20 protein-coding genes are annotated in these 16,936 nt (G+C 58.3%); 8 read left to right on the plus strand and 12 right to left on the minus strand.

From position 1 onward, the window contains the following. The first annotated feature begins 52 nt into the window (after positions 1-52). On the plus strand, positions 53-331 hold the full coding sequence (gene rpsT, locus IFT99_RS14760; protein WP_037015424.1) for a 30S ribosomal protein S20: 279 nt from the start codon (positions 53-55) through the stop codon (positions 329-331). Between the two features lie 68 nt (positions 332-399). Here the strand turns inward: rpsT and IFT99_RS14765 are convergent, their stop codons facing one another. The 5 genes from IFT99_RS14765 to rplU form a co-directional block, all read right to left on the minus strand. After that, entirely contained in the window at positions 400-870 is a 471-nt protein-coding gene (locus IFT99_RS14765) for a CreA family protein (protein ID WP_192133166.1), read from the minus strand. Positions 871-898: 28 nt separating this feature from the next. Beyond that, on the minus strand, positions 899-2,017 hold the full coding sequence (proB, locus tag IFT99_RS14770) for a glutamate 5-kinase (protein ID WP_065987677.1): 1,119 nt from the start codon (positions 2,015-2,017) through the stop codon (positions 899-901). Between the two features lie 85 nt (positions 2,018-2,102). After that, positions 2,103-3,326, minus strand: a complete 1,224-nt coding sequence (gene cgtA, locus IFT99_RS14775; protein ID WP_192133168.1) for an Obg family GTPase CgtA — start codon at positions 3,324-3,326, stop codon at positions 2,103-2,105. A gap of 241 nt (positions 3,327-3,567) precedes the next feature. Further along, positions 3,568-3,840: a 50S ribosomal protein L27 gene (rpmA, locus tag IFT99_RS14780; RefSeq protein WP_037015434.1), complete on the minus strand. Its 273-nt coding sequence runs from the start codon at positions 3,838-3,840 to the stop codon at positions 3,568-3,570. A gap of 33 nt (positions 3,841-3,873) precedes the next feature. Then, positions 3,874-4,188, minus strand: a complete 315-nt coding sequence (gene rplU / locus IFT99_RS14785) for a 50S ribosomal protein L21 (RefSeq protein ID WP_003176051.1) — start codon at positions 4,186-4,188, stop codon at positions 3,874-3,876. Positions 4,189-4,427: 239 nt separating this feature from the next. Between rplU and IFT99_RS14790 the strand changes: the two genes are divergently transcribed. Next, positions 4,428-5,396, plus strand: a complete 969-nt coding sequence (locus tag IFT99_RS14790; RefSeq protein ID WP_065987679.1) for a polyprenyl synthetase family protein — start codon at positions 4,428-4,430, stop codon at positions 5,394-5,396. 174 nt (positions 5,397-5,570) lie between these two features. After that, the gene (locus IFT99_RS14795; protein ID WP_065987680.1) at positions 5,571-5,813 is read left to right on the plus strand and encodes a PA4570 family protein; all 243 of its coding nucleotides are present in this window, start codon (positions 5,571-5,573) and stop codon (positions 5,811-5,813) included. An 82-nt stretch (positions 5,814-5,895) separates the two neighbouring features. On the opposite strand, the gene IFT99_RS14800 is transcribed toward IFT99_RS14795, so the two are convergent. From IFT99_RS14800 to IFT99_RS14820, 5 genes are all read right to left on the minus strand, one after another. Next, positions 5,896-6,513, minus strand: coding sequence for an FKBP-type peptidyl-prolyl cis-trans isomerase (locus tag IFT99_RS14800; protein ID WP_122535350.1), 618 nt, complete (start codon positions 6,511-6,513; stop codon positions 5,896-5,898). A gap of 83 nt (positions 6,514-6,596) precedes the next feature. Beyond that, positions 6,597-6,902, minus strand: coding sequence for a DUF6482 family protein (locus IFT99_RS14805; protein WP_192133170.1), 306 nt, complete (start codon positions 6,900-6,902; stop codon positions 6,597-6,599). 30 nt (positions 6,903-6,932) lie between these two features. Further along, positions 6,933-7,421 (minus strand): TIGR00645 family protein, encoded by a 489-nt coding sequence (locus IFT99_RS14810; RefSeq protein ID WP_122535348.1) that lies wholly within the window; start codon positions 7,419-7,421, stop codon positions 6,933-6,935. 171 nt (positions 7,422-7,592) lie between these two features. Further along, the gene (locus tag IFT99_RS14815) at positions 7,593-7,925 is read right to left on the minus strand and encodes a PA4575 family protein (RefSeq protein ID WP_192133290.1); all 333 of its coding nucleotides are present in this window, start codon (positions 7,923-7,925) and stop codon (positions 7,593-7,595) included. A 185-nt stretch (positions 7,926-8,110) separates the two neighbouring features. After that, positions 8,111-10,543 carry a Lon protease family protein gene (locus IFT99_RS14820; RefSeq protein ID WP_192133172.1) on the minus strand — a complete coding sequence of 811 codons (2,433 nt, stop codon included), beginning with the start codon at positions 10,541-10,543 and terminating at the stop codon, positions 8,111-8,113. A gap of 280 nt (positions 10,544-10,823) precedes the next feature. Here IFT99_RS14820 and IFT99_RS14825 point away from each other — a divergent pair, with 280 nt between their 5' ends. Further along, positions 10,824-11,312, plus strand: coding sequence for a DUF3015 domain-containing protein (locus IFT99_RS14825; RefSeq protein WP_065987685.1), 489 nt, complete (start codon positions 10,824-10,826; stop codon positions 11,310-11,312). A gap of 72 nt (positions 11,313-11,384) precedes the next feature. Beyond that, positions 11,385-13,244, plus strand: a complete 1,860-nt coding sequence (locus IFT99_RS14830; RefSeq protein ID WP_192133174.1) for an Lnb N-terminal periplasmic domain-containing protein — start codon at positions 11,385-11,387, stop codon at positions 13,242-13,244. Positions 13,245-13,360: 116 nt separating this feature from the next. On the opposite strand, the gene IFT99_RS14835 is transcribed toward IFT99_RS14830, so the two are convergent. After that, a complete protein-coding gene (locus IFT99_RS14835; protein ID WP_192133176.1) occupies positions 13,361-13,558 on the minus strand; it encodes a heavy-metal-associated domain-containing protein in 198 nt (65 codons plus the stop codon). Positions 13,559-13,713: 155 nt separating this feature from the next. Between IFT99_RS14835 and IFT99_RS14840 the strand changes: the two genes are divergently transcribed. The 3 genes from IFT99_RS14840 to IFT99_RS14850 all read left to right on the plus strand — a co-directional run bounded on the left by IFT99_RS14840 (position 13,714) and on the right by IFT99_RS14850 (position 15,777). After that, the gene (locus tag IFT99_RS14840) at positions 13,714-14,094 is read left to right on the plus strand and encodes a hypothetical protein (RefSeq protein ID WP_065987688.1); all 381 of its coding nucleotides are present in this window, start codon (positions 13,714-13,716) and stop codon (positions 14,092-14,094) included. Between the two features lie 280 nt (positions 14,095-14,374). Further along, complete coding sequence (locus tag IFT99_RS14845) at positions 14,375-15,307, plus strand: Ig-like domain-containing protein (protein WP_192133178.1); 933 nt, start codon at positions 14,375-14,377, stop codon at positions 15,305-15,307. A 17-nt stretch (positions 15,308-15,324) separates the two neighbouring features. Continuing rightward, positions 15,325-15,777, plus strand: coding sequence for a DUF2599 domain-containing protein (locus IFT99_RS14850; protein ID WP_065987690.1), 453 nt, complete (start codon positions 15,325-15,327; stop codon positions 15,775-15,777). A gap of 79 nt (positions 15,778-15,856) precedes the next feature. Here the strand turns inward: IFT99_RS14850 and IFT99_RS14855 are convergent, their stop codons facing one another. Continuing rightward, positions 15,857-16,750 carry a PA4780 family RIO1-like protein kinase gene (locus IFT99_RS14855; RefSeq protein WP_192133180.1) on the minus strand — a complete coding sequence of 298 codons (894 nt, stop codon included), beginning with the start codon at positions 16,748-16,750 and terminating at the stop codon, positions 15,857-15,859. Positions 16,751-16,936: the final 186 nt, after the last annotated feature.

The raw sequence follows: 16,936 nt of genomic DNA on the forward strand, positions 1-16,936 counted from the left end.
ATTCGCGGCCTATTTTGTTAGCTATTTCCCAAGTCTTTCGAGGAGCTCGACGGTGGCCAACACACCTTCCGCCAAAAAACGTGCAAAACAGGCTGAGAAGCGTCGCAGCCACAACGCCAGCATGCGTTCCATGGTTCGTACCTACATCAAGAATGTAGTTAAAGCCATCGACGCTAAAGACGCTGAAAAAGCGCAAGCTGCTTATGTTCTGGCTGTGCCAGTTATCGACCGTATGGCCGATAAAGGCATCATCCACAAGAACAAAGCTGCTCGCCATAAAGGTCGCCTGAATGGCCACATCAAGGCTCTGAACCTTGCTGCTGCAGCCTAAGCGATTCGCTTGTTAAAAAACCGACCCCAGGGTCGGTTTTTTATTGCCTTCGATTTGCCTCTGCAGCTTCAAGGTGCCGGCGCAGGTGCCCATGGCAGGATCGGGATCGCGGTCACGGCATTCTGCGGACTGCCCTCGATCACCTTGTCGCTGTAAACGAGGTACACCAGCGTATTGCGCTTCTTGTCGAGGAATCGCACGACCTGCATCGTCTTGAACACCAGCGAAGTTCGCTCCTTGAACACTTCGTCGCCATCCTTCAATTGCTCCTTGAAGTGAATGGGACCGACCTGCCGGCACGCGATGGACGCTTCGGCACGATCTTCAGCCAGGCCCAGACCACCCTTCACCCCACCGGTTTTCGCGCGAGACAGATAGCACGTCACACCGTCGACCTTGGGGTCGTCGAATGCTTCGACCACAATCCGATCGTTAGGACCGACCATCTTGAACACAGTTGATACCTGGCCGATCTCTTCAGCCGATGCCAGCAACGGCAACATCAGCAACGCGCCTACCAGCCCTTTCATGACTCGCATGTATGCTTCCTTCTTTTGATGATGCACTTCAGACCAGAATCAGGTTGTCACGGTGCACGAGTTCAGGCTCGGCCATGTAACCCAGCTCCTTGACGATGGCGTCAGAGGGCAGACCGATGATCTTCTGCGCTTCGAGCGCGCTGTAATTGGTCAGCCCGCGGGCGATCTCGCGACCGTCAGCCGCCACGCAGACCACCATTTCGCCGCGACGAAAGCTGCCCTGCACCAGCTTGACGCCGACCGGCAGCAAACTCTTATGGCTTTGGGTCAGCGCTTTTACCGCACCCTCGTCCAGCACCAGCGTGCCACGGGTTTGCAGATGCCCGGCCAGCCATTGCTTGCGAGCCGCGAGCATTTCGCGCTCCGGGGACAGCAACGTGCCCAATCGCTCACCCGCCTTCAGCCGCGCCAGGACGCGCTCTATGCGGCCACCCACAATCACGGTGTGCGCACCGGAACGGGCGGCGAGTCGCGCCGCACGCAACTTGGTCTGCATGCCGCCACGACCCAGCGCACCGCCGGTGCCGCCAGCCACCGCATCAAGGGCGGGGTCATCGGCGCGCGCTTCATAAATGAGCTGCGCCTCGGGATTATTGCGAGGATCGGCGTCGAACATGCCGTCACGGTCGGTCAGGATGACCAACAGATCAGCTTCAACCAGGTTGGCCACCAGAGCCGCCAACGTGTCGTTGTCGCCGAAACGGATCTCGTCGGTGACGACGGTGTCGTTTTCGTTAATGACAGGGATGACTCCCAGCTCAACCAAAGTACGCAACGTGCTTCGGGCGTTCAGGTAGCGCTTGCGATCGGACAGATCGTCGTGAGTGAGCAGAATCTGCGCAGTATGCCGTTGATGCTCGGCGAAGCTGGATTCCCACGCCTGCACAAGACCCATCTGACCGATTGCTGCAGCGGCCTGAAGCTCATGCATGGCGCTCGGTCGCGCAGTCCAGCCCAGACGGCTCATACCGGCCGCTACTGCGCCGGATGAAACCAGGACCAGCTCGACACCCGCCTCATGCAGGGCCACCATCTGCTCGACCCAAACACCCATCGCGTTGCGATCCAGACCCTTGCCGTCCGCCGTCAGCAGCGCACTTCCGATCTTCACCACCCAACGCTGGGCACCTGTCACCTTGCTCCGCATGATCTTTCAACCTTAAGCCAGAGAGTCCGAATTCTAGATACTAAAACGCCGCTTCAAGAGCGGCGTCGTAGTTTACTTCAGTCGATCAGTCGCGGACGTAAATGATTTCCGGACCATCTTCGTCTTCCACGTCTTCCTCATCCCAATCGTCATCGCCGATGTCATGTACGCTCTTCACGCCGCTACGGCGCAAGGCACGCTGATCATCCAGCGCCTGCAACTGGGCGCGAGCTTCGTCTTCGATGCGTTGATCCAGCTCAGCCAGCTCGGCAGCGTAGGCCGGGTCATTGGCCAGACGATCAGCACGGTCTTCGAGATAGCGCATGATGTCGTGGGTCAGGCGATCGGTGCCTTCTTTGGCGATGGCCGAGATCACGTAGACAGGGCCGGTCCACTCCAGACGATCAATGATCTCCTGCTTGCGGGCCTCATGCTCTTCTTCGAGGATCTGGTCGCACTTGTTCAGGACCAGCCAGCGATCGCGGTCGGCCAGCGCAGGACTGAACTTGACCAGCTCGTTGACGATGACTTCAGCGGCATCCGGCGCACTGCTTTCATCCAGCGGCGCCATGTCGACGAGGTGCAGAAGCAGACGTGTCCGGGCCAGGTGTTTGAGGAAGCGAATCCCCAGGCCTGCACCATGGGAAGCACCTTCGATCAGGCCGGGAATATCGGCGACGACAAAGCTCTTCCAGCGATCGACGCTGACGACACCCAGGTTCGGGACGAGCGTGGTGAACGGGTAATCAGCGACCTTTGGCTTGGCAGCCGATACCGAGCGAATGAACGTGCTCTTGCCGGCATTCGGCAAACCGAGCAGACCGACGTCAGCCAGCACTTTCAGCTCAAGCTTGAGGTCACGCTGCTCACCCGGCTTGCCGGGCGTGGTCTGACGCGGCGCGCGGTTGGTACTGGATTTGAAACGCGTGTTGCCCAGACCGTGCCAGCCGCCATGGGCCACCAGCAGACGCTGGCCGGCCTTGGTCAGGTCGCCGATGACTTCCTGGGTGCCGGCGTCGATCACGGTCGTGCCGACCGGCACACGCAACACCAGCTCTTCACCCTTGCGACCGGTGCAGTCGGTGCTGCCGCCGTTCGAACCGCGCTCGGCGTCGAAGTGACGGGTGTAGCGGTAGTCGACCAGGGTGTTGAGGTTTTCGTCGGCGATCATGTAGATCGAGCCGCCGTCACCGCCATCACCACCGTTAGGACCACCGTTCTCGATGAATTTCTCGCGACGGAAGCTCATGCAACCGTTACCGCCATCACCGGCCTTTACTCGAATGGATACTTCATCAACAAATTTCATAGCGCACGCCTCCCGTCACAAAGACGAGCAAACAACATAAATTCATAAGGCTCTTGCAAAGATGAGCGTTGCGATACCGATCAAAAACCAGCGACTTCACACCACAACGGCCCACACAAACAGCTTTGCAAGAGACTCACCAGAAACAGACCCTTCTACAAACGAAAAAGCCCTGTCATCGACAGGGCTTTTCAGCTCAGGAGGCATGAAGGTCAGGCCCTCATACCCCCTGAACGCAAGATTATGCCGCGACTTCAGTCTTTGGCACGATGCTTACATAGCGACGACCGAAGGCGCCTTTAACCTGGAACTTGATCACGCCTTCGACTTTAGCGAACAGGGTGTGATCTTTGCCCATACCAACGCCGTAGCCAGCGTGGAATTGGGTGCCGCGCTGACGCACGATGATGTTGCCCGGAACGATAACCTGGCCGCCATACATCTTCACGCCAAGGCGTTTGGCTTCTGAGTCGCGACCGTTACGGGTACTACCACCAGCTTTTTTGTGTGCCATGAGTCAATTCTCCTAGTGAGGATTAGGCTGAAATTAAGCCTGAATACCGGTGATTTTGATCTCGGTGTACCACTGGCGGTGGCCCATACGCTTCATGTGGTGCTTACGACGACGGAACTTGATGATGCGGACTTTATCGTGACGACCTTGGGAGATCACTTCAGCCACAACGGTAGCGCCTGCAACAACTGGAGCGCCGATGTTCACGTCGTCGCCATTGGCAACCAACAGAACGCGATCAAAAGTAACGGATTCGCCGGTAGCGATTTCCAGTTTTTCAATCTTCAGGTATTCACCTGGGGCGACCTTGTATTGCTTGCCGCCAGTAACGATTACTGCATAAGACATGGTGTATCTCCGATAATCCTGCTCACCCAGCTCTTTATAGGAAGAGGTATTGGCTGGCATGGCTGCACAAGGCTGGAAGGCCGACATGCAATTGCGTAAGGCAGGTGCTGCCCAGGAAGTTAGGGTGCGCGATTGTACGCAAGCGATCAACGCCTTGCAAGCTGCGTTATGTCACGCCTTGACAGGGTGGGGCCTGCAACCTAGCATGCCGCGCAACCCTTCTGGAGCACGTCTCGCTGATGCAACCCCAAGCCTTCTACACCGCTGTGGCGGACGACTTTACAGCCGTCGACCACATTATCAAGAAGCAGCTGACATCGCGCGTGCCGCTGGTCTCCAAAATCGGCGACTACATCACTTCCGCTGGCGGTAAACGCCTGCGTCCGTTGCTCGTTCTGTTGTGCGGCAAAGCGCTGGGCTCTGGCGGTGATGACCTGCGCCTTTTGGCGGCGACCATCGAATTCCTGCACACCGCCACCCTGCTCCACGACGACGTGGTAGACATGTCCGGCATGCGTCGCGGCCGCTCGACAGCCAACGCCATGTGGGGGAACGCACCCAGCGTGCTGGTGGGGGATTTCCTGTATTCGCGCTCGTTCGAGATGATGGTTGAACTGGGCTCGATGCAGGTGATGCAGATCCTCTCGAAGGCCACGCGGGTCATCGCGGAAGGCGAAGTGCTGCAGCTGTCCAAAGTACGCGACGCCAGCACCACCGAAGAAACCTACATGGAAGTCATCCGCGGCAAAACCGCAATGCTCTTCGAAGCGTCGACCCACAGCGCCGCAGCCCTGGCCAACGCCGGCCCGGAGCAAAGCGAAGCGCTGCGTACCTTCGGCGATCATCTGGGTGTCGCTTTCCAACTCGTCGACGACCTGCTGGACTATCGCGGCGATGCGGAAACCCTCGGCAAGAACGTCGGTGATGACCTCGCCGAAGGCAAGCCCACCCTGCCGCTGATCTACACCATGCGCGAAGGCACCGCTGAACAGGCTGCGCTGGTTCGTCAGGCCATTCAGAAGGGCGGCCTGGAAGATCTCGAAAGCATCCGCGACGCCGTGGAAACTTCAGGCGCCCTCGAGTACACCGCCCAGCTGGCACGCGACTACATCGCTCGCGCCATTGCCTGTCTGGATGTGCTGCCGCCGAGCGTCTATCGCGACGCACTCGTCGAGCTGAGTGAATTTGCGGTCGCTCGCACACACTGACCGCTGCCCCGCTCCACTCCGCTGAAAGCCCGTCCATGTGACGGGCTTTTTGTTGTGCGGGATTCAGGCCCGCCCTCAAGGCATGCCCCGTCAGCAATGCGAATTAATCTCAAATAGATCCTTGCTATTCCTCAGATAAGAATTATTCTCATTGAAACACTCAAGGAGAATCACATGACGTATCTGATTGATGCCTGGCTTGACCGGCCACAACCCTACCTGCGCATCCTCGATCGCGAGACGGGTCAAGTGTGTGCGGTGCTGGAAGAAGAGGCGCTGGACGAATTGCGCGATCAGGGGGATCTGGATGTCAGCAGCCTGAGTTCAAGCGAACCCGGCGTTCAGAAGGAGATGGTGCGGAGCCTGTTTCTGTTCTGCTATGCGCGGGCATTGCGTCCGACCAGTGAACTGCATTGATGGCGACACCTAAAATGACAATGCCGAGCCAGCGCGGGGCTGACTCGGCATCCGTCGAGCGTGAAGCGGTCGCTACAGAGGCTTACAGAACGTCGAGCAGTTCAACGTCGAAGACCAGAACGCTGTGCGGCGGAATGCTGCCAACGCCTTGAGCGCCGTAGGCCAGTTCGCTAGGAACATACAGACGCCATTTGCTGCCGGCCTTCATCAGTTGCAGGGCTTCGGTCCAGCCTGGGATCACGCCGCCAACCGGGAATTCAGCCGGCTCGCCACGATCGTAGGAGCTGTCAAACACAGTGCCGTCGATCAGCATCCCGTGGTAGTGAGTGCGCACGTTGCTTTCGCGGGTCGGCTGAGCGCCTTCGCCCGCAGTGATCACTTCATATTGCAGACCGGAGGCCAGAGTGGTAACGCCATCACGCTTGGCGTTCTCGGTCAGGTATTCCTTGCCGGCGCCAGCTGCTGCTTCAGCTTTGGCCGCTGCTTCGGCTTGCATGATTTCGCGGATGACTTTGAAGCTCGCACCCATTTCTTCCTGGCCAACGCGGCTCGGTTTGCCGGCAAAGGCGTCGGTCAGACCGGCCAGAATGGCGTCGAGGTCGACGCCCGGCGGCGGGTTGTCACGCAGTTGGTCGCCCAGCTGACGACCAATACCGTAGCTGACGCGGGTTTCGTCGGTGGACAGATTGACTTCGGACATGAGACTGCTCCGCTGAAGAGCGCCCTCGGGCGCCCGTATTTAAAGGCCGGGCAGCCTAGCACAAAGCGTAATACCCGTAACCACTACCAGGCGGATCGAAAAGCCAAGGGGATTTTGACGTCCTGATTCAAATCGTCGCTCACGCGGCACATCTCGTCGTGAACCACGGCGTGGACCAGATTGAACGGCATCGGCGCAACCGGCTGCAGCAGTTCGCGCGCGTGCTCGACTGAGCGCAGGTGCAGTGCCTTGTTCTGCGTGTCGACCAAACGATGCGCGACGCCCTGCATCCTCGCTTCCAGCAAGTAAATGCCGCCTTCGATGGAGATCAGATTGAGCTCGTCAACCGCACCGGTGCTAGCGTGGGAAATGAGTTCCTGAAGGTTCATGGCAAATCCTCGCGGGTCGCAGGAAGTCGATCAGTGCTTGGTGACTTTGTCCAGAAAGCCCATGGCGCAGGCCGATACAACAAAGGTCATGTGGATGATCACGTACCACATCAGGTATTGAGGCTCGATGTTCTTGGCGTCCATGAACACCCGCAACAGGTGAATGGACGAAATCGCGACGATGGACGCGGCGACTTTCATCTTCAGCGACGAAGAATCCATCTTGCCCAGCCAGTTGAGCTTTTCCTTGCCTTCGTCGATATCGAGTTGAGACACGAAGTTTTCGTAGCCGGAGATCATCACCATGACCAGCAGACCACCGACCAGCGCCATGTCGATCAACGACAGCAGCACCAGAATCAGGTCCGATTCGGCCAGCGCGAACACGTTAGGGATGATGTGAAAGATTTCCTGGAAAAACTTCAGCGCCAGCGCCAGAAGCCCCAGAGACAAACCGAAGTAGATCGGCGCCAGCAACCAGCGCGATGCGTACATGGCATTTTCGATAAAACGTTCCATTGAAGCTCACAGATCATTGAAAAGCTCGCGAGTATAGGGCGAAGGCCAATTAGCACAACCCACCGCGAAAAGAGTTGAAACAATAACGCCCGATCGGGCGCCGGAGGAGATCGACGAATCCGCATTTTGGAGACCGAAGAAAGCACATGCGGACGCGTCGAGAGGCTGGGATCAGTTGACCGGAGACGTCCGCTGAGCCTGAGCAGCGTCGCTGTTGATTCTTCGCAGCTCCCCTTGAAGGTGAAGGCTCCAGATCGGGATCTCCTCCGCCGTTTCATAGCCATGCAACACAAGGCTTTCAGCAATGGCATCAAGCACCGATTCGGCAGCAATCGGTCCATGAAAAGGCCCCTGAGCCTTGAGTGCCGAGGGCTGTTCGCCAGACATTCCGGCAGCGAACAACAAGGTCCACATTCCTGTATCGCCTGACAACGGGCGAACGACACATTCGATTCGGGTCACCAGACCCAGGCATTGGCGAGTAAGACAGAGGCTGCGCGGCATGGCGAGCTCCTCATTGATTGCAGTATTCATCTCCTTCGCGTAACGAGAGAAATGCGTCAGTCCCTTTGACAACTGCTGCGACCCGACAATATCGAACAAATACCCCGTTGGAAAAGCGCGAAAACGAAAAGGGCGCCGAATGGTCATTCTGCCATCAAGCGCCCCGTTTCATTGACGTCAAAGGCCTAGCTTTTCAGCTCGGGCTGTAATTGTGGCGCCTCCTTTTCGAGCTCTTTGAGGTCGTCGTCGCTGAGCATTTCAGCGATGTCGCGCAGGCGGTCCACTACCCTGCCGTTGACCGAATCATCGGGGAACTGACCGTCTTCGTCCGCTTCTCCGACCGGCATGCCCACCAACAGGCTCAGCGCTTCATCCACCTGACGCACGGCGTACACGTGGAACTGGCCGGCGCGAACCGCTTGCAGCACGCGCTCGTCGAGCATCAGCGTGGCAACGTTGGCATGGGGAATGATGGCGCCTTGATCGCCCGTAAGACCTCGGGCTTCGCAGAGTCGGAAGAAGCCCTCGATCTTCTCGTTGACGCCGCCGACCGCCTGGACCTCACCGAACTGGTTGATCGAGCCGGTGATGGCGAAGCACTGCTTGAGCGGGGTTTTCGACAGTGCGGAAATCAGCGTGCAGACCTCGCCGAGGGACGCGCTGTCGCCATCGACGTAGCCGTATGACTGCTCCAGCGCGATGCTCGCAGAAATGGCCAGCGGGAATTCCTGGGCATAACGGCTGCCCAGATAACCGGTCAAGATCATTACGCCCTTGGAGTGAATCGGCTGACCCAGGTTGACCTCACGCTCGATGTCGACGATGCCGCTGCCGCCCGGGTAGACCGTCGCTGAAATGCGCGCCGGCACACCGAACGCGGAATCCCCCACTTCCAGCACCGTCAGGCCGTTGCATTTGCCGACCGCCGCGCCATGGGTGTCGATCAGGATGATGCCCGCCAGCATGTCGTCAAGAATGCGTGCGGACACACGACCGGTGCGTGTGGCCTTGGCCTTCAACGCCCGCTCGATGTGTCCGGCGTCGGTGCGCTCGTCACCGGCCACGCTGCGGATGAAGTCCGCCTCGCTGACCAGTTGAAACAGATCGCCGATGCGCGCCGACAAGCGCCCCTGATGCTCGGCGAGACGCGCACTGTACGTGGCAAGGCGCGCGACCGCGTCCGCCGTCAGTGGCGCCATGCCCTCCTCCGAGGTCCGGGTTTTGAGCAACTGGGCGAATTGCTCCAGGCTCTCGTCGACCATCGGGATGTCTTCGTCGAAATCCACCAGCACCCGGAACATCTCCTGGAAGTCCGGATCGAGGTCCTGCAGCGTGTAATAGAGCGATCGTGCGCCAATGATGATGACTTTGACCTGCAGTGGAATGGTCTGCGGGGTCAGGGTCACGGTAGCCAGACGACCCAGTTCACCCAACGGTGCTTCCATCTTCAGCTTGCGCGATTGCAGGGAGCGCTTGAGGGCGTCCCACACAAATGGCTCGCTGAGCATTTTCTCGGCTTCGAGCACCAGAAAGCCGCCGTTGGCCCGGTGAAACGCTCCGGGCCGTAGCTGACGATAGGTGGTGTAAAGCGCGCCCTGATCGGTGCTGTATTCGATACGGCCGAAGAGGTTGTCGTAAGTCGGGTGTGGTTCGAACACCACCGGCGCACCACCGCTGGCGGCATGGCCGACCATCAGGCTTGGACAGTATTGCTCTTCGAGCAGCTTGCGTGCCTGGGCATCGGTTTTGCTGTCGTCGACCAGTTGCTCGACCACGGTTTTCAGCAGGTTGACCTGCACCGCCTGGAGGTAGGCGCACACAGCGGCGTTTTCGGCGTACTGCTCGGATAACGGTGCCAGCAGGGGCTGAAGCGCGAGGATGATGGTCTCTTCATTGAGCTCACGCATCTGGTTGTTGGACTCGCGCTTCCACTGCGGCAGGCTGGCGAGCTCTTCATTCAAGCGCTCCTCCAGCGCCGAAATATCGGTGTGAAAACGCTCGCGCTCGACTTCCGGCAATTGCGAAAACTCGGCCTCGTCCAGCGCCTTGCCTTCGAGCATCGGGGTGAAGGCGATATTGGTGTTGTCGCGGTACAGCGCGATGTCCTTTTCCAGCGCAAGACGCTCGATGACGTCGAGTGCACGGTCATAGCGCTGGTTGAAGGCGCGGTCGATCGAGCTCTTCTTTTGCTGGTAGGACGGATGCTCGAACACCGCAGGAAACGTCGACAGCAGGTTGTCGATCAGTCCATTGATGTCAGCAATGAACGCGCTGGCGCTGCCAGGCGGCAATTCCAGTGCGCGCGGCTCGCGGGCGTCGTCAAAATTGTTGACGTACACCCAGTCCGACGGCGTCTGCATGCGCTTGGCTTCGGCCTTGAGGTAGCGTTTGACGAAGGAAAAGCGCCCGGTGCCAGGCTCGCCCATGACGAACACGTTGTAGCCGGGGCGCGGCATGGCGACGCCAAATTGCAGGGCTTCGACCGCTCGTTCCTGGCCGAGCACGCCGCGAAAGGGTTCCAGATCGTTGGTTGTCGTGAAGCTGAACTGTTCAGCGGAAAAGGGACGGGTCAGCGCTTCGGGCGCAAGTCGCAAGCTGGCAGCAACAGAATCGGGCATCGGACATCCTTACATCAGGCGGGGCAGATGGGCGCATTCTGGCGCTCGCCGCACCGCACTGGCAAGGCATGAACCACCTGATCGCTTTTCCGTATGAGGAACCTGCCTACACACCCGGCGGAGGTGGATTACACGCAACAATCTGCAATTGCTGACGGAACGTTCATATCGTGCCTAAACTCCAACTTGCGCGACCGGTAACAATTTAAATAACCGGTTCGCCCTGGCGCCCTTACGGCCAGGAATCCGACCCTTGGTTGAAACAACAGAGACTAAAGCTATGAAACGGATTCTTCTTGGTACTCTCTTCGCCGCTGTGTCCATCAACGCCATGGCTCAAGCGCCTGGCGGTCCGGACTGCGGTTGGGGCAACATGCTGTTTGAAGGTCAACGCGGTACTCCCGCTCACTTCCTCGCTTCCACCACCAACGGTACTTCGGGCAACGCCACCTTCGGCATGACCTCGGGCACCAACGGTTGCTCCACCAACAGCGCGCTGACTTACGGCGGCAAATCCTGGATTGCCATGAACGGCATGATGGATGAGCTTTCCAAGGACATGGCCATGGGCCAAGGCGAAGCACTGACCACGTACGCGGTCGTGTTGGGCGTTGCACCGGAAGACCGTGCGCATTTCGCCGCAGTCACCCACGAGCACTATCAGCAGATCTTCACCAAGGCCGACGCCACTGCTGAAGACGTTCACACCAACACCATCGACATCCTGAAGAACGATCCGACTCTGGCTAAATACGCGACCCAAGCTTAAAGTCGTGCCGCCTGCCTTCCTCCCCGGAAGGCAGGTTCTCTGCCCTGCCCACTTCTGACTAGTTGCCAATCTATGCTCAAACGCCTTGCCTGGCTGATGCTCTGTGTCTGCGCCCCGCTGTACGCCGCGCCTCACGTCGACAATGATCGTTTGCAGCAACTGGCCAATTCCAGATTCTGGATATCCATCGGCCACTATGAAGCCGGCAAGCTGGGTGGCTGGCGCAGCTATGTCGACGACCCGAAATTCTTCCTCGCCCAGAACGGCGCCCATGACCCCAAAGCCGAGCTGGCCGCGACGCTTGAGGCGATCTACCGTCCTGTCACCCAAGGCCAGGAAAACGCCCATCCGCAATGCGTTTACCCCTCCCGCACGCGCTTTCTGCGCGACGAATTGAAGCTGACCGATTTGCCCGCGGTTGACTGCAAAGAATTCAACAAATGGTTTTCCGATGTGGCCCCGGACAGCACCGTGCTGATCTTCCCGGCGGCCTACCTCAACAGCCCGTCGTCCATGTTCGGCCACACGCTGCTGCGCATCGATCAGGCGGACGTGCAGGCCAACAAGACCGCTTTGCTCAGCTACGCGATTAATTTCGGCGCTTACATCGAGGGTTCCGACAACAGCATTCTGTATGCGTGGAAAGGCTTGGCAGGAGGCTACCCGGGGCTGTTCGCGCTGGTGCCGTACCAGGAAAAACTCTCCGAGTACCGTAGCCTGGAGAACCGCGATCTGTGGGAATACCGCCTCAACCTGACGCCCGAAGAAACCCGGCGCATGGTCGAGCACGTGTGGGAACTCAAACAGATTCGCTTCGGGTATTTCTTTTTTGACGAGAACTGCTCCTACCGCTTGCTAGAGCTGCTTCAGGTGGCTCGCCCTAGTCTGGACCTGACGCCGCAGTTTCGTCTGACCGCCATTCCCACGGACACCGTGCGCGCGGTCAAGGAAGCGGGTCTGGTCGAGAAGATCGAGTATCGCCCTTCCAGGGAACGGGAGCTGCTGAGCCGCGCCGAGCCGCTGAATCACGATGAGCAGCAGTGGGTCCTGAAAGTCAGTGCGGACCAGAGGCAGATGCAGAGCGCCGATTACCTCGCGTTGCCGAAGGAACGTCGCGCATTGATTCAGGACGCGGCCTACAGGCTGGAGCGGTATCGCGCCAACGGCCAGGAACGTGATCCGACGAGCGCGCAACGCAGCTATGACCTGCTGCGTGCGATCAGCACCAATCCGCCGCCGCCGTTGGAGATTGAACGCCCGGGTCTGCCGGAAGACGGTCATGAGTCGCGTACCTGGCAACTGGGTGCGGGCACCCGGGATGACAAAGCATTCGCCGAATACGGCCTGCGGATGGCGTATCACGATTTGAATGACAACGCGTATGGCTTTCCGCTCGGCGCGCAGATCGAAATCCTGCAGCTCAAGCTGCGCCAATACGAAGACAGTCATTGGCAGGTCCAGCGGCTCGATCTGGCGACCATCCGTTCGCTGACACCGCGCAACGAGCTATTGCAGCCCTGGTCGTGGCAAGTGGCGGGTGGCCTTGAGCGGGTGCTGGGCAAGCACGGCGACGAGAATCTGGTAAGTCACGTCAACGGCGGCGCGGGCGGCACATGGAAATTGGGGGATGACGTGCTGGGCTTCGCACTGGGCACCGTGCGGGTTGAACACAACAACGATTTCTCGGCGCTTATTTCGCCGGCGGCGGGTTTCAATACCGGCGTGCTGTGGCGTAACCCGCTGGGGAATTTCAGCCTGGAAACCAAGGGCGATTACTTCACCAACGGCGAAGTGCGGCGCAACATCAGCCTCAATCAACAATGGGAACTGTCGCGCAATCTCGGCCTGCGGCTCAGCGCCCAGCGGGATTTCAGCCAGCTGACCTCGCCGGTGAATGAAGTGATGCTTGAGCTGAAGTGGTATCACTATTGAGTGATGCGCTCCTGGTTTTTCAGTGTGATGCCCGACGTCTTCCCGGCTGAAGCCGGTCCTACAATGCGCGCGACGGTTGTGTAGGACTGGCTTTAGCCGGGAAGAGCCCAGCACTGCTATGTGCGCGTCGTGGTGTAACCTTCTTCTTCGATCAATCTCACAATCTGCTCAGCCTCAAGCTGACTCTGGACTTTCACCTCGCCTGTGGCGAGATCAACCTGCACCTGCGCCGTGGGGTCTTGCCCCTGAATGGCGCCAGTGACGGCTCGCACGCAATGTGCGCAGGTCATGCCTTGAACCTTGAATACCTGCATTTGCTGACTCCTCTTCCCATCGAAAACGTGTGATGACGCCATCTAAGACCTTTCCGTCGGGGCAAGGTCAAGTTTCCGGTGAATCGGCCGGGCTGGCATTCATCCGCACTCTGCGCCAGAGTGCGCCTACAACCGTCATATCAGGAGAATCAGACATGCGCTGGTCAGCCTTTCGTATTGCAGGTTTCGCCGGACTGTTGGCTTGCGCATCCTGGGCTCATGCCGATCAGGACTATGGCGTGCTGATCATTTCCCGCGAGCGCCTGGAGATCTCCACGTCCTGCGAAATCGGGATCTTCATGCAGGACCAACTCGTCGGGCGCCTGTACCAGGAAGAGTCTCGCTCCTTCAACCTGCCCGCGGGCGACCTGTCTGTGCGCTTGCGTGTACTGCCAGGCCAGACGCCGGGCTGCTCGCCGGGCATTGAGGCGCAGAACAACACACGCCTGCACATCAATGCAGGTGACGTTCTGAAATACCGCATCGCGTCCGGGCCCAACGGGATGTATCTGAAAAAAGCGGATTTGAATTACTGATAACGGCTCAGAACGACCTTGCCGCCCTGGCAAGGATGAGCTGAAAGTAATCAACTTCAGCTAGCGATGCCTGCGCGATGCGCACCCTCCCCTGATTCCCTTTCACAACGGCCAACAGGCAACTCGGTATTGCCGACGCCCGCAGGTTATTCGCTATATGCCTGACAGGACACTATCGCGAATCAATATTTGAAGAACATGGCATACCGCGCTCTCTCCATCTATACATTGAAGTCAAGACAAGGAGTCACGCAACCCCTACTTAAAAGGAGTTTACAAAATGGCGCGTCTTCCGCCTACAGCAGGATCAGTACAAGTTCTCGACAATGGAGTTCCTCTTGGCACCGCCACACTCCAGGCCGATGGCACATGGAACTTACCCGCTGCGGGGCTCGCACAAGGCACACATACCTTTACTGCTCGCGTTGATGGCGTTATCTCCAATCCATGGACCGTCAACATCCAACAGAATAATGAGATGAACCTTGTCGAACCCCATTTCAAAAATGCGACAAGTGCAGGGAACGGCAGAGAGCAGATCAATTATTACGCCTACGAAGGCGATGGTTACGTGGAGATTCCTGCCTATGGTGCCCTGAATGGAGATACGGTGCGTGTGTCTTGGGTGGGCAGGAGCGTCACGATAGACTCCGAGATCCAAACGGTGACCAATCCTGCGATTCCGCTGGTCTTCAAGATTTCCATGTACGAGGTCATCGACTGCATCGGGGTCAACGCAACCATCAAATACACCGTGGTACGGCCGCCCAGCAACGAAGTGCATAGGTCTCTGGCCTTGTCCTTGACGGTCATGGGCCATTCCGGTGCCATTGCCGCGCCCACCATCAATAGCCCGGACAACAACAACCTGCGCGTTCAGTTTGCGACTGATTACTACTCGGCGCAGGCGCGGTTCATCGGGCTGACCACCGTTGAAAGTCCTATAAAACAGTTTAACGGCAACTATATAAACTTCACTATTGATCAAACCTGGCTGAACGCAAACAGGGGTAGGCCCGTACTGTTTAACTGGAGCTTGAAACGCTTCGGCAATAGTCAAATCTTTTACTCGCAAATACTGCGGGTCAACGACTTGAAGTACAAGGAAGTCGATCCTGGAACGATCGAGCAATTCGATCCGGCTACGCGCGATGCTATTCAACGCTTCATAGCGAGCGCCTATGTGCTCATCAAGCTGCTGTTCAAACGTTAGTTGGCGAGGAACGCCCCATGAAAACAAGGATGCTTTTAATCGCCGCGTTATTGGCCGGCGCTGCCGCCACACAGCTCTCAGCTGCAGAGGTGGCCATGAAACAGCCCCTTAAACCTTCTGTTGCCCAGAACTGCAGTGAGTACATTCAGAGCGGAAAATGGGTGTATCGCTTCAGCAGCGATTATCAATTCAACGAATGGATGCTGTCACTGACACCCAGTGCATGCGGCCGCTACATCGACGCAACTGAAACGGCGTACATGTTTTATGAAGTCGTCAAGAAGTTCGGACAGAGCGAACATTGGTCGAATAACCGGGGCATGATCAATCAGTTGACCTGTCACCTCTACATCGCGCGGGAAAAACCTGAGTGGAATCTGGAGCCGTGGAGGCCATACGTGGGGTATACCAAAACGGTAGCAGCCGGATGCAACCCTCTCGAACCCGATCCGGACCCTGTCTACCACTGAATCCCTGCCAGACCTGGCGGTGGCTGAGCATCGTTAGATGAAGCGCTGGACACTGATCCAGCGCTTCATTGGCGGGTTGCTACTGCATCCAAGGCGGAGGCGGTTCTTCTGACTTGTTCGGCGGCGCATCGTCCGCCGTTCGCGCGGCCTGGCGCCTTGCGTCATCCAGTCGCGCCGCTTCGATCTCGCGCAAGACACTGCCGACGTCGGCAATATCATCCGGATCTGCAAATTCCCCGGTCAGCACGGTCGCAGGGGACAACGTGCCGGCTTCGAAGTGGGACCACATCTCCCGTGCGTAGCGCGTTTCTTTCAGCTCGGGCGCAAACCGGCCGAAGTAGGACGCCATGTTGCCGACGTCGCGCTCCAGCATGGTGAATGCATGATTGTTGCCCGCAGCATCTACCGCTTGCGGCAAGTCAATAATGACCGGCCCGGTAGGCGTGAGCAGCACATTGAACTCGGACAGGTCACCGTGCACCAGGCCGGTACACAGCATTAGCACGATTTGCTGAATCAGGAACGCGTGATACTCGCGCGCCTGATCGGGCTCAAGCGTCACATCATTCAAACGCGGCGCGGCATCACCGTACTCATCGGCAATAAGCTCCATGAGCAGCACGCCCTCGAGAAAGTCGTACGGCTTGGGCACTCGCACCCCGGCCCCTGCCAGACGGAACAGCGCCGCGACTTCAGCGTTCTGCCACGCGTCTTCGGTTTCCTTGCGGCCGAACTTCGAACCCTTGGCCATGGCGCGGGCCTGGCGGCTGTTGCGGACCTTGCGGCCCTCCTGGTATTCCGCCGCCTGACGGAAACTACGTTTATTGGCCTCCTTGTAAACCTTGGCACACCGCAGCTCTTTGCCACAGCGCACCACATAAACAGCTGCCTCTTTGCCGCTCATGAGCGGGCGCAGCACCTCGTCGACCAGACCGTCTTCGATCAGGGGTTCAATGCGTTTAGGAGTCTTCATCAGCTTTTATTGGGGGTCCTTCGTTGCCAAACACGCGATTGTTGCTCGTTATACGGCAATCCTCTGTCGGCGAGTAGGGGCTTATGCGACTCGACCATGGATTCAATACCTGCCTCTACGGCGCTTACACCTGCAAAGCAGATTTCATGCCGGGCGCAGCGATACCCTGTCGATCAGCCATAAAGC

The organism is Pseudomonas sp. CFBP 8772 (assembly GCF_014841665.1).
GTDB lineage: Bacteria > Pseudomonadota > Gammaproteobacteria > Pseudomonadales > Pseudomonadaceae > Aquipseudomonas > Aquipseudomonas graminis_B.